Source organism: Brevibacillus jepli, from assembly GCF_047229145.1.
Taxonomy (GTDB): domain Bacteria; phylum Bacillota; class Bacilli; order Brevibacillales; family Brevibacillaceae; genus Brevibacillus.
Genome location: NZ_JBFEFW010000018.1, coordinates 64792 through 77763, shown reverse-complemented (window position 1 = coordinate 77763; position 12972 = coordinate 64792). Strand labels below are relative to the sequence as shown.

Annotated in this window: 9 protein-coding genes; 8 read left to right on the top strand and 1 reads right to left on the bottom strand. The window is 48.3% G+C overall.

The window, feature by feature from the left end:
- Positions 1-14: 14 nt before the first annotated feature.
- From pyk to AB1L17_RS19605, 4 genes are all read left to right on the top strand, one after another.
- A complete protein-coding gene (gene pyk, locus AB1L17_RS19620; RefSeq protein WP_412846760.1) occupies positions 15-1769 on the top strand; it encodes a pyruvate kinase in 1755 nt (584 codons plus the stop codon).
- 440 nt (positions 1770-2209) lie between these two features.
- Positions 2210-4471, top strand: coding sequence for a ribonucleoside-triphosphate reductase, adenosylcobalamin-dependent (nrdJ, locus tag AB1L17_RS19615; protein ID WP_412846761.1), 2262 nt, complete (start codon positions 2210-2212; stop codon positions 4469-4471).
- Between the two features lie 1120 nt (positions 4472-5591).
- Positions 5592-6023 (top strand): acyl-CoA thioesterase, encoded by a 432-nt coding sequence (locus tag AB1L17_RS19610; protein ID WP_412846762.1) that lies wholly within the window; start codon positions 5592-5594, stop codon positions 6021-6023.
- 2 nt (positions 6024-6025) lie between these two features.
- Positions 6026-6421 carry an FxsA family protein gene (locus tag AB1L17_RS19605; protein ID WP_412846763.1) on the top strand — a complete coding sequence of 132 codons (396 nt, stop codon included), beginning with the start codon at positions 6026-6028 and terminating at the stop codon, positions 6419-6421.
- Between the two features lie 76 nt (positions 6422-6497).
- On the opposite strand, the gene ytvI is transcribed toward AB1L17_RS19605, so the two are convergent.
- Complete coding sequence (ytvI, locus tag AB1L17_RS19600; RefSeq protein WP_412846764.1) at positions 6498-7628, bottom strand: sporulation integral membrane protein YtvI; 1131 nt, start codon at positions 7626-7628, stop codon at positions 6498-6500.
- Between the two features lie 419 nt (positions 7629-8047).
- Between ytvI and citZ the strand changes: the two genes are divergently transcribed.
- The 4 genes from citZ (at position 8048) to AB1L17_RS19580 (ending at position 12971) form a co-directional block, all read left to right on the top strand.
- Positions 8048-9160: a citrate synthase gene (citZ, locus tag AB1L17_RS19595; RefSeq protein ID WP_412846765.1), complete on the top strand. Its 1113-nt coding sequence runs from the start codon at positions 8048-8050 to the stop codon at positions 9158-9160.
- A 153-nt stretch (positions 9161-9313) separates the two neighbouring features.
- Positions 9314-10597, top strand: a complete 1284-nt coding sequence (gene icd, locus AB1L17_RS19590) for an NADP-dependent isocitrate dehydrogenase (protein WP_412846766.1) — start codon at positions 9314-9316, stop codon at positions 10595-10597.
- A gap of 52 nt (positions 10598-10649) precedes the next feature.
- Positions 10650-11588, top strand: coding sequence for a malate dehydrogenase (gene mdh, locus AB1L17_RS19585; protein WP_412846767.1), 939 nt, complete (start codon positions 10650-10652; stop codon positions 11586-11588).
- Positions 11589-12275: 687 nt separating this feature from the next.
- Entirely contained in the window at positions 12276-12971 is a 696-nt protein-coding gene (locus tag AB1L17_RS19580; protein WP_412846768.1) for a response regulator, read from the top strand.
- Position 12972: the final 1 nt, after the last annotated feature.

Here is a 12972-nt window from a genome sequence, read left to right as displayed (position 1 = left end):
GAGGCTTACATCTTATGTTAAGGAAAGCAAAAATCGTATGTACCATCGGACCGGCAAGTGAATCGGTTGAAACACTGAAAAAACTGATCGAAGCAGGGATGAACGTAGCGCGTTTGAATTTTTCCCATGGTTCTCATGAGGAGCATGCGGCACGAATTGTGAACATTCGCCAGGCATCGCAAGAAACAGGGAAGCCAGTAGCAATCCTGCTGGATACAAAAGGTCCTGAAATCCGTACGGGTACGCTGTCTGTAGATGCAGTTGAGCTCGTAGAAGGTAACACACTGATCCTCACGACTGAAGAAGTGGCGGGTACTGCTGAGCGCGTCTCCATTACGTATCCGGAATTGCCGCGTGATGTGAAAATCGGTGATACGATCTTGATCGACGACGGTTTGATTGGACTGACTGTACAAGAGGTGCGCGACACCGAGATCATCTGCTTGATCAAAAACGGAGGAACACTGAAGAGCAAAAAAGGTGTCAATGTTCCTGGCGTCAAAATCAACCTGCCAGGTATTACAGAAAAGGATGCGCAGGATATCGAATTCGGCATTAAGCAAGAAGTTGATTTCATTGCGGCGTCCTTCGTTCGAAAAGCATCGGATATCTTGGAGATTCGCCAAATCCTGGAGCGTCATAACGTGCGGATCGATATTATCGCGAAAATCGAAAACCAGGAAGGCGTCGATAATGTAGACGAAATTCTGGTAGTAACAGATGGAATCATGGTGGCGCGCGGTGACTTGGGCGTAGAGATTCCGGCAGAAGAAGTGCCACTCGTTCAGAAGAAGCTGATCAAGAAGTGCAACGAGCTCGCGAAGCCAGTCATTACGGCGACACAAATGCTCGATTCCATGCAGCGTAACCCTCGTCCGACACGTGCGGAAGCGAGTGACGTAGCGAACGCGGTATTCGATGGTACAGATGCGATTATGCTCTCCGGAGAGACTGCTGCCGGCAAATATCCGGTTGAGTCTGTAGAAACGATGGTGCGAATCGCTGTACGTGCAGAGCAAGAGCTGAATTATCGTGAGATCCTGTATGCACAAGCACAGCTCAAGCAAGTGACGATTACCGATGCGATTAGCCAAGCTGTATCCAATGCCGCGCTGGATCTGGACGCAGCAGCGATCATCACAGCGACCGAAAGCGGACACACAGCACGGATGGTATCCAAATTCCGTCCGAAGGCTCCAATCGTAGCGGTAACACCTCATGAAGCTATCATTCGTCGTCTCTCGCTCGTGAATGGCGTGTATCCGGTGAAGGGTGAAATGGCTAACACTACGGATGAAATGCTGGAGATGTCTGTCCAGGAGGCGCTCGATGCCGGATTTGTACGTCATGGCGATCTCGTTGTCATTACGGCAGGGGTACCTGTGCGTGAAGTAGGGACAACGAATCTGATGAAGATCCACGTCATTGGCGATGTAGTTGCAAAAGGACAAGGAATCGGTCGTAAGGTTGTTACGAACAAGGTAGTCATTGCCCGTTCTGCTGAAGAAGCGCTGGCAAAAGTAGAAGAAGGAGACATCCTCGTGACGATCGGTACCGACTCCGACATGATTGATGCGTTTGGCAAGGCTGGAGCAGTGATTTGCGAAGAGGGCGGACTTACCTCTCACGCAGCCATTGTAGGCCTGAATCTCGGCGTTCCAGTCATCGTAGGGGTGCAATTTGCTACGGACTTATTGAAGGACGGACAAATCGTAACAGTTGATTCCGAACGTGGGCATATCTACTCAGGACACGCTCGAATCCTGTAGGTAATACGATTCATCTTTAGCAGGAATGCCTTTTGAAGGGTGGCCACGGGTCACCCTTTTTTCGCTTGGTGTAGAAAGGATTAGCCGACTATTTATCTGATAAGTTTTACCAGATAACGGTGATTATTAGGTGGTGCAAAGCAGGTTAGAATCTGTTAAAATCGGTCGGTAGCTTTGTGTTAGGACGGGTAAAAACCATACGTTCGGAATTTCCAATCCGTGACAAAATGTTCGTTTTGTCCCCATTGCTAGAAAAAGGATGAGGATAAAAGGCTCTTTTTTTTCGTCCAATGTTCGGGATTTTGTGTCAAGTGTTTTTTTGAGAAAAACACAACATCTAGTATTGTCGAAAATTATTTCGCACAATATATAGGTGAAACTATTGGTTTTTTAGATAAAGATAGGTAAACTAGAGAGGAAAGATTCGAAGGAGGAACGATATGCTGGCGACCGAAACCGTATCCCGAACCCAATTTTTGCGGGATGAATTCTTAGATCAATATCCTGATTTTCCGATCCATATGAGTCCTCTGGGACAGTTTGTTTACTACCGTACTTATTCGCGCTTTGTACCGGAAAAAGGAAGACGGGAAACCTGGAAAGAAACATGCCGCCGCTCGGTGGATTACAATATTAAGCTGGCTTATCAGCATTTGAACAAAATCGGAATGTACGCCGATTCTCGCGCGATGGAAAAAGAGGCAGAAGGTTTGTTTGACAATATGTTTAACCTACGCCAGTTTTTGTCTGGCCGTACCCTGTGGGTTGGCGGTGCTGACAATGGCGTAGCAGATCTGTATCCGTTGGCGAACTTCAACTGCTCCTTCCTGAACATCAAGTCTTGGGATGATCTGGGCGATCTGTTCTACCTTCTCTTGGTAGGTACTGGCGTGGGCTTCAAATGCACGAAGGAAATGGCTGCTGGACTGGGCCCGATTCGTACGAATGTTTCGCTGCTCTCTTCTGAATACAGACCGCTGCCAAAGCATCAACGCCTGGAGCGTTCTGAGCTGAATGTACTGGATAACGGTTTTGCCAAAATTTACGTGGGCGACAGTAAAGAAGGCTGGGTAGAATCCCTCCGTCTCTACCTGCAAATTTTGACAGATTCCACTTACGAGCACATTCACACCGTGAAAATCTCTTATAACAGCGTGCGTCCAAAAGGCGAGCGACTGAAGCGTTTTGGCGGTACTGCTAGTGGTCATGAGCCGCTTCGTGAAATGTTCGAAGGTATCGATAAAGTGCTGAAAAACCAAATCGACCAACATTTGGCACCAATCGAGAGTGATGATAAAGGATACGGCAAAATCCGCCCGATACATATTCTCGACATTGGGAATCTCATCGGAGCAAACGTCGTTGTAGGTGGCGTGCGCCGTACAGCGGAAATTTTCTTGTTCGATCACGATGATTACGAGTGCATGCTGGCGAAATACGGCATCAACGGCTTCTGGACAGAGGATCAGCTGAACCATCACCGTCGTGTGGGCGAGCTCTTGGGAGAGCACAAGCCTGTATGGTTTGACAGCATCCAAAATGTAGGAGACGGACGCTTCGGTCTGGATCACCGCCGCATGTCGAATAACTCTATCGCATTTACGAAACAACCGACTAAACCATTCCTGAACCTCGTATTCACATTGATGCAATTGGAAGGCGAACCAGGCTTCATCAATCTGGAAGAAGCGAACCGTCGTCGTCCAAATGCGGAAGGCTTGAACCCTTGTGCAGAAATTTTGCTGGATTCTTATGGTGTCTGCAACCTGACGACAGTCAATCTAGTTGAATTCGTGAAGGATCGCGAGGATGGCTCCAAGTATCTGGATCTCGATGGCTTGCTGGAAGCACAACGCAAATCTGCTCGTGCCGGCCTGCGCATGACGCTGGTTACGCTGGAGCTGCCGCATTGGGATACCGTTCAACAGCGTGACCGCTTGCTCGGAACTTCTCTTACTGGTGTGAAGGATGCGCTGGCTTCGCTAGGCTACACAGAAGAACAAGAGCTCGAACTCCTACGTCAACTGGGCGATGCTGCTCGTGACGAGGCGAATCGTTATGCGTATGAGCTGCGTGTGAACTCTCCACTCCTGGTAACGACCGTGAAGCCAGAAGGTACACTGTCCCAAGTAGCTGGTGGCGTCTCCAGTGGTCTGCACTGGTCGCACTCACCGTACTACATCCGCCGCATTCGTATCAATGCAGAGGATCCATTGGCGAAAGCAGTACAAGCTCTCGGCTGGACAGTCAACCCAGAGGTAGGAACACCAGGCGAAACGTATGAAGAGCGCATGGCAAATGCTCGTACTCTCGTAATCGATTTCCCTGTAGCATCAGGTGCAGAAGAAACGAAGAACGAAGTAAGTGCCAAACGCCAATTCGATACGTACTTCCGTTTCCAGAAAGAATATACAGAGCACAACTCTTCGAACACCATTACAGTACGCAAGGAAGAGTGGGTAGAAGTAGAAGAAATCGTGTACGACAACTGGGATAATTTCGTAGGTGTATCCTTCTTGCAATTGGATGGCGGAAACTACCAATTGGCTCCTTATGAAGAGTGCACCAAAGAGCAGTACGAGGCATTGAAGCAGTCTATGAAGCCGTTTGATCCTGCGATTTTGCAGCAGTATGAAACGGGTGGCGATGCTGATCTGTCTACAGCTGAATCTTGCGAAGGCGGAGCTTGCCCGATTCGCTAAGCGAACCGAATAAATAAGGACAGGGGGAGACTGGAAGAACAGTCTGTCCCTGTTTTTTTGTGCGGCTGTAGTGGAGAGAAGAATATTTCCAGACTAGGCTCAGTGCTCCGTCCTGCTGGGGGTCAAGACTGCACGCTCCGAAGGGATTCGCGGGGAAATGCAAAAGTGGTAGCCGCTTCGTCGCGCGAGCACGTTGCATTTCTTTTACCCGCGAATCCCTTCTCCGCTCGGTAGGACTCCACAAGTCGCTACGTCTGGAAATATTCTTCTCTGTCGTGACAGATGTGATTCTTCAATCTTTTAGGACTTTTAAAACCCGTCTAACACTAGAAGCTCGTAGAGGAAACAGGAGAAATAAGCGAAGATCTTTGGTACACCGACCGAGACGGAATGCAAAAAGCGAAACACGCTCTTAAGCGTCCACCTCTGAGAATCATCCTGAAAGGACCACTTTGGACGCGGTTTCGCTTTTTGCATGGAGGCGGGCAGTCAATCCCGCAGCGGGTGGGACAAGAATCTGAGCGTTTTCTCCTGTTTCCTCGCCACCACTACAGTCACGTATACGAGGTTCTATGTAGCTGTAGTGGAGAGAAGAATATTTCCAGTCTAGGCTCAGTGCTCCGTCCTGCTAGGGGTCAAGACTGCACGCTCCGAAGGGATTCGCGGGGAAATGCAAAAGTGGTAGCCGCTTCGTAGCACGAGCACGTTGCATTTCTTTTGCCCGCGAATCCCTTCTCCGCTCGGTAGGACTCCACAAGTCGCTACGTCTGAAAATATTCTTCTCTGGCGTAACTGAATACGTTCTTCATTCTTTCCATTCTTTTAAAACCCGATTAACTCGGAAAGCTCGTAGAGGAAACAGGAGAAATAAGCGAAGATCTTTGGTACACCGACCGAGACGGAATGCAAAAAGCGAAACACGCTCTTAAGCGTCCACCTCTGAGAAACATCCTGAAAGGACTACTTTGGACGCGGTTTCGCTTTTTGCATGGAGGCGGGCAGTCAATCCCGCAGCGGGTGGGACAAGAATCTGAGCGTTTTCTCCTGTTTCCTCCCCACCACTACAGCCACGTAGTAGGACTATGGTACAATCATTCTATAGAGAAAGGAGCGATCCAAAATGACTCCCATTATTCATTCCCATCAATTGCGCGTCCGCTACGGCGAGACCGATCAGATGGGTGTGGTCTACCATACGAACTATTTGAACTGGTTTGAAGTAGGAAGAACGGAACTGATTCGCAATGCGGGCATCACCTATCGTGAGCTGGAGGAAAAAGGGGTACTTCTACCCGTCACAGATGCCAACATCTCTTACAAACAGCCCGCCCGCTACGATGATGAGGTAGAAATACGGACGCGCGTAAAAGAGATCAGTCCTGTCCGTCTCACCTTTGCTTATGAGATTGTGAGAGTGTCTGACCAACAGCTGCTGGTGTCAGGAGAAACGATGCACGTATTTACCAATACAGCTTTGAGGCCGATCCGCTTATCGCGAGCGGAGCCTGACATATACGAGTGGTTGGACTCCCAGCATAAAGGAGGGGAATAGGCATGTTCCGCTTTTTTGCCATTCTGTTTGTAGTCGCGTTTGGATTAGAGCTTTGGGGGCTTATTACCATTGGTTCGTGGATCGGCGGTTGGAATACTGTCGCCCTCGTCATTCTCACGGGGATTTTGGGAGCTTGGCTCGCGAGGCAGCAAGGTATGCAAGTATTCCGGATGGTTCAACACCAGTTAGCGCGTGGGCAAATGCCTACTGATTCCCTTATCGATGGTGTTTTGATTTTGATCGGTGGCATTTTGCTCTTGTTGCCTGGCTTCGTCACGGATGTGATCGGACTGGTCTTCCTCATCCCGTACACCCGGATGATTATTCGTCATCTGTTGAAGCGTTGGTTGTGGAACCTCATCTCGTCCGGTCGTGTTCAATTGTTTTTTCGCCGATAGTACAGATATTCCCATATGAAAAAGAACCGCTACGAGCTGTGACAAGCTGCTCGCAAGCGGTTCTTTTTACGTTGGGTCAGGTTTTCTTCCCGCGGATGTAGCCCCAAACATCGACGAAGACGTTGGCTTTTACCAGAGCATTGATCATGACGAGTGAAACAGGTCCGATGATCAAGCCCAGGAATCCGAACAGCTGGAGTCCGACAAACAGAGCGACCAGCGTGAGGAGCGGGTCGAGACCGACGTTTTCTGCAACAACTTTTGGCTCGATAATTTGACGGAAAATCAAGACGATCCCGTACAAAATGGACAGGCCGATAACCATCGTATAATTGCCCTTGAAAAACATGTAGATGATCCAAGGAACAAAGACGGTTCCTGTGCCAAGATAAGGCAGCAGATCGACCAAGCCTGTGATCAAGCCGATTGTAATCGCGTATTCGACACGCATAATCAACAGGCCAATAATCACAATGGCAGCGGTTAGGGAGATAAGCGTCAGCTGGGCTTTAACGAACCCGAACAAGGCGTTGCGCAAATCGATAATAATTTGATCGAGACGGCTGTTAACCCCTTTTGGCAAAAGACGGCGAGCCCGTGCTTCCCAAAGAGCAAAATCTTTTGAGATGAAAAAGGCGCCCATGAGGGAGATAACCGAAACCGTAGCCATATTCGGGAGTGAGACAAGCAGGTTCTTCAATCCATCCAGGAATTTGACGATCAAGTCCTGTCCGACATTTGTGATGGTCGAGATCGCACTGCCTACCGTACTGGCGAGTTTTTCTTGATATCCTTGATCAAGCTGATCGTAAAACCACTGAATCTGATTGTATAGCCCCATCAAGAAGTCTTGAGAAATCGTATTTTGCAAATAATGGGCCAGCTCCTGTGCAACGACTGGCAAGCGTTTGGCCAGCTCTCCGATTTCTACGACCGTTTCTGTGATGATCAGTGTGACCACTCCGCCAGCGATCAGCATCAAAACCAAGAGAGCGATTATGACCGAAAGCCAGCGTGGAAACTTGAACTTGCTGGTCATGAAAGTGACTGGCTTGTTGATGATGAGCGCAATGACTAAAGCGATTATAAATGGGTACAGTAAGGGTGTTGCATGTTGGAATACCCAGATCCCTACATAGATAAGCAGGCAGACCCATAACAAGCGAATGATTTGAAAGAGGCGCTCTACCCAGTTTTCCTGATTCAAACGACTTCTCCTTTCCGCCGCGAATGTGCGAACAAATTGCTGATATTTCTATTATGCAGCATGCCTGATAGTTGGGGCAAGAATCGTGAAAAAACAAAACTCCGTTTCACCCTTCGAAACATTTTTTCGCCAACCTTATTCACAAAATCGCAATAATCTTTTATAATTGGGTCGTCTTAGTGGATTCTTTTCTCTCGCCTCTCCCCTTTCATGAGCGTCATTTTCATGTATGACCATGTGAGGATTTGCGTGGATACATTCCCTGTCAAGAGTGGTGGATGAAAGAAACCGCTGCTTACAATTTCATAGAAGAAGCTTCGTTAGAGGTTTTTTACCGGATCAGGTCGTTTATCAGTCATGGCGGACAAGCGAAGGCTAGATAAGCACTACTACTTGAGTGGAAAAGGAGAGGGAGTTCAATGACAACTACTCGTGGACTTGAAGGCGTTGTTGCCGCTCAATCATCCATCTGTTCGATCGTCGATGGGGTTCTTTGCTATGGCGGGATCAACATCGATGAGCTGGCAGAACATGCAACTTTTGAAGAGGTTGTATATTTACTCTGGCATGGAGCGTTACCGAAGCGTGATCAGCTGGACGCTTTGAAAAAACAATTGGGTGAAAATGCGGCAGTGGCAAAAGAAGTGCTGGAAAGCATTCGCCACTATCCAAAAGGCGTACACCCAATGGCGGCGTTGCGCACAGCTGTCTCTTCGCTAGCGCTCTACGACACAGAAGCGCAAGATATGTCTCCTGAAGCCAACTATCGGAAATCTATCCGTCTGATGGCACAAACTCCTACCTTGATCGCTGCTTACGAGCGTATGCGTAAAGGTTTGGAGCCAGTAGCTCCACGTGCAGATTTCACGATCGCACAAAACTTCCTCTACATGCTCACAGGCCAAGAGCCAACTGAAACAGCTGTGAAAGCGTTTGATGTTGCTCTGATCCTGCATGCGGACCATGAGTTTAATGCATCTACATTCTCTGCTCGCGTAACTGTTGCGACTCTGACAGACATTTATTCCGGTATCGTGTCCGCAATTGGTACGCTTAAAGGCCCTCTGCATGGCGGCGCTAATGAAGCGGTAGCGAAAATGCTGAACGAAATCGGCGGTATGGCTAACGTAGAATCCTACATCCGCACCAAGCTGGATAACAAGGAAAAAATCATGGGCTTCGGACACCGTGTATACAAAGACGGTGACCCACGTGCGAAATGGCTGAAACAAATGTCCAAAGCACTGACCGCACAAATCGGTCGCCCTGAGCTGTATGAGATGTCTGTGAAGATCGATGAGATGATTTCAGGCGAAAAAGGATTGAAGCCAAACGTTGACTTCTACTCCGCATCTGTTTACATTTCTCTCGGTCTTGAAACGGACCTGTTCACTCCGATCTTTGCCATCAGCCGTATGTCCGGTTGGACGGCACACATCATGGAACAGTATGAAAATAATCGCTTGATCCGTCCTCGCGCGGATTACACCGGTCCGGTCAATCAACACTACGTTCCAATTGACCGCCGCTAAGAACTCGCTATTTTCGAGCGTGGAGGGCAGGTGTTCAGCCATGCTGATCGCTCCTGAGCGCAAGCTTGAGAACTACCACAAGTAGGTGGTAGTTCTCCTACGTCTGGAAATATTCATAATCACCAAATATAGAAAACACTGGAGGGATTTTTTGTGTTTAAAAACCTGACGCAACCAACTGTAGGCGAAAAAATTACTGTGGATAACGGTAAACTTGTAGTTCCAAACAATCCGATCATTCCTTTTATCGAAGGTGACGGTACTGGCCCTGACATCTGGAAAGCTTCCGTTCGCGTTCTGGATGCAGCTGTAGAAAAAGCTTACAAAGGCGAGAAGAAAATCGCTTGGTTCGAAGTATTCGCAGGTGAAAAATCCTTCAACCAATACAGCGAGTGGCTGCCAGAAGATACGCTGACTGCTGTTCGTGAATACCTGATCGCAATCAAAGGTCCTCTGACTACACCAGTAGGTGGCGGTATCCGTTCTATCAACGTAGCACTGCGTCAAGAGCTGGATCTGTATGCTTGCGTACGTCCTGTTCAATACTTCGATGGTGTTCCATCCCCAGTAAAACATCCTGAATTGACTGACATGGTTATCTTCCGTGAGAACACTGAAGACATCTACGCTGGCGTAGAGTGGGCTGAAGGTACTCCAGAAGTGAAAAAAGTAATCGACTTCCTGCAAAACGAAATGGGCGTGAAGAAAATCCGCTTCCCAGAAACATCTGGTATCGGTATCAAGCCTGTTTCCAAAGATGGTACTGAGCGTCTGGTTCGTGCAGCAATCGACTATGCTATCGATAACAAGCGCAAATCCGTTACCCTCGTACACAAAGGCAACATCATGAAGTTCACCGAAGGCGCGTTCAAAAGCTGGGGATATGCACTGGCTGAAGCAGAATACGGTGACAAAGTGTTCACATGGGCACAATACGATCGCATCAAAGCTGAAGGCGGCGACGCTGACAAAGCACAAAAAGAGGCAGAAGCAGCTGGCAAAATCATCGTAAAAGACGTGATTGCTGACGCGTTCCTGCAACAAATCCTGACTCGTCCAGCTGAGTATGATGTAGTAGCAACCCTCAACCTGAACGGTGACTATGTATCTGACGCTCTGGCAGCTCAAGTAGGCGGTATCGGTATCGCTCCAGGTGCAAACATCAACTACCTGACTGGTCATGCGATCTTCGAAGCAACTCATGGTACTGCTCCGAAATATGCGGGTCTGGACAAAGTAAACCCATCCTCCGTGATCCTGTCCGGAGAAATGATGCTGCGTCACCTGGGCTGGAACGAAGCAGCTGATTTGATCATCAACTCCATGGAAAAAACCATCTCTGCGAAAACAGTAACATACGATTTCGCACGTCTGATGGAAGGCGCTTCCGAGCTGAAATGCTCCGAGTTTGCTGACGCTCTGATTCAAAACATGTAAGATAGATTTGGGGACAAATTTTTACACTTACATTTTTGGAGGGGAATAGTTCATGGCATTCAACCGTAAAAAAATCGCTGTTATCGGTAGTGGCTTCACTGGTGCAACAACTGCATTCATTTTGGGGCAAAAAGAGCTGGGCGACGTAGTATTGGTTGACATTCCGCAACTGGAAAACCCAACAAAAGGTAAAGCGCTGGACATGATGGAATCCTCTCCCGTATTAGGCTTTGATGCGAACATCACAGGTACTGCGAACTATGAAGACATCAAAGATGCTGATCTCGTCATCATCACAGCAGGTATTGCCCGCAAGCCTGGCATGTCCCGCGATGACCTGGTTAACACCAATGCTGGTATTATGAAATCTGTTGCAGAGCAAGTAAAAACATATGCACCTAACTCTATCGTGCTGGTACTTTCCAACCCAGTTGACGCGATGACGTACACCTTCTTCAAGACGTCTGGCTTCCCGAAAGAGCGCGTAATCGGTCAATCCGGCGTTCTGGATACGGCTCGCTTCCGTACCTTCGTGGGTATGGAACTGAACGTGTCCGTAGAAGATGTAACTGGCTTCGTATTGGGTGGTCACGGTGATGACATGGTTCCATTGGTTCGATACTCCTATGCTGGCGGTATCCCATTGGAAAAATTAATCCCGAAAGATCGCCTGGATGCGATCGTAGAGCGTACCCGCAAGGGCGGCGGCGAGATCGTTAACCTGCTCGGTAACGGTTCTGCTTACTATGCACCTGCGGCATCCTTGGTACAAATGGCTGAAGCTATTATCAAGGACAAGAAACGCATTCTGCCATCCATCGCACTTCTGCAAGGTGAGTACGGCTACAACGATATCTACCTGGGCGTACCGACTTTGCTCGGTGCAAACGGTATCGAGAATGTGATCGAGCTGGATCTGACTGCTGAGGAGAAAGCAGCGCTCGACAAATCTGCTGACTCCGTACGCAGCGTGATGGCTGTTTTGAAATAGGTCAAAATACGTGTAAGACGCCTTTCTTCGGGAAGGCGTCTTTTGTGATTGATGAAAGTTGCTGTGGTGGGGGAAGAAGCGAATTTCCAGTCTACGCTTCGGCCTACGCCCCGCAAGGGGGGATTGACTGTCCGCTTCGGAATAAATGGCGGGAGCGCTTCAAACGTAGAAGTTTCGAGGAAGGTTTCCATAAGTGAAGCTGAAATTCCCCGCCATTTTTTCCTACGCTAGGTTGGGCTCCAGAGGCGCTTGGACTGGAAATTCGCTTCTTCTACGCAGCTTTTCAATAATGTTTTTTGAAAGTGGATCTAAGATGTGCCTACTCAAAACGTCATAAAAGCACGAATTGCATCTATAACTGTACGGAAGCACTGTCACATGTTTGGAAGGAGACCGCCCGAACGTAGAGAGGATACAGGCGACTGGAAAATATGTGGCAGGGCTTCTTCCCGACCACAACAGTTGAAAGACAACAAAGATTTTTGACGTAGATACCTTTACCTAAACGAGGAATACTACTGCCAAGCAAGCAAGTTCTATGAGCCCAGTCAGCGTGTCTTTACAAAAAAATTACTTGTTTTCCGCAATGAGCATTGGCAGACTGAATATGTAGAGAGAAGAATTTTTCAGGGGACGTAGGCTAGAAAATCGAGCGCAAGCATTGCAACGCTAGGGGGAAACACACAGATGATTAAAGTACTGGTAGTGGATGACGAAGCTTCTATTGTAAAGCTATTGCAATTTAATCTTGAAAAATCAGGGTTTCAAGTAGTGACTGCTTTTGACGGTAAACAGGCCTTGGATATGGTTAAAAGCGAGCAGCCTGATTTCATCATTCTCGATTTAATGCTGCCGAAGATGGATGGAATGGATGTATGTAAAACACTGCGCCAGGAACGTAATAATACGCCGATCTTGATGCTTACGGCTAAGGATGACGAGCTCGACAAGATTTTGGGGCTAGAGCTTGGTGCGGATGATTATTTGACAAAGCCATTCAGCCCAAGAGAAGTGATTGCCCGCGTGAAAGCGATTCTTCGCCGGTTTCAGACAGTGCCTGAAGCGACTACAGGGCCTCAAGAGGTGCTGCTTCAGTTTGGGGATATTCGCATCTACCCGGAGAAGTACGAAGTGTTCTGTAAAGACGTGAAGGTTGAACTGACGCCAAAGGAATTCGAGCTGCTCAACTATTTGGCGAGCCATCAAGGGCGCGTACTGACTCGCGATCAGCTGTTGAACGCTGTTTGGAATTACGATTTCATCGGGGACTCTCGAATCGTGGACGTGCATGTCAGTCATTTGCGCGAAAAGCTTGAGGATGATACGAAGAATCCGAAGTACATCAAGACGGTTCGCGGATTAGGATACAAACTGGAAGGATAAC

What these genes read in the sequence shown, in the direction of transcription:
- pyk (WP_412846760.1), top strand. Translation starts at nt 15, where the DNA reads ATGTTAAGGAAAGCAAAAATCGTATGTACCATCGGACCGGCAAGTGAA.
- nrdJ (WP_412846761.1), top strand. Translation starts at nt 2,210, where the DNA reads ATGCTGGCGACCGAAACCGTATCCCGAACCCAATTTTTGCGGGATGAA.
- AB1L17_RS19610 (WP_412846762.1), top strand. Translation starts at nt 5,592, where the DNA reads ATGACTCCCATTATTCATTCCCATCAATTGCGCGTCCGCTACGGCGAG.
- AB1L17_RS19605 (WP_412846763.1), top strand. Translation starts at nt 6,026, where the DNA reads ATGTTCCGCTTTTTTGCCATTCTGTTTGTAGTCGCGTTTGGATTAGAG.
- citZ (WP_412846765.1), top strand. Translation starts at nt 8,048, where the DNA reads ATGACAACTACTCGTGGACTTGAAGGCGTTGTTGCCGCTCAATCATCC.
- mdh (WP_412846767.1), top strand. Translation starts at nt 10,650, where the DNA reads ATGGCATTCAACCGTAAAAAAATCGCTGTTATCGGTAGTGGCTTCACT.
- AB1L17_RS19580 (WP_412846768.1), top strand. Translation starts at nt 12,276, where the DNA reads ATGATTAAAGTACTGGTAGTGGATGACGAAGCTTCTATTGTAAAGCTA.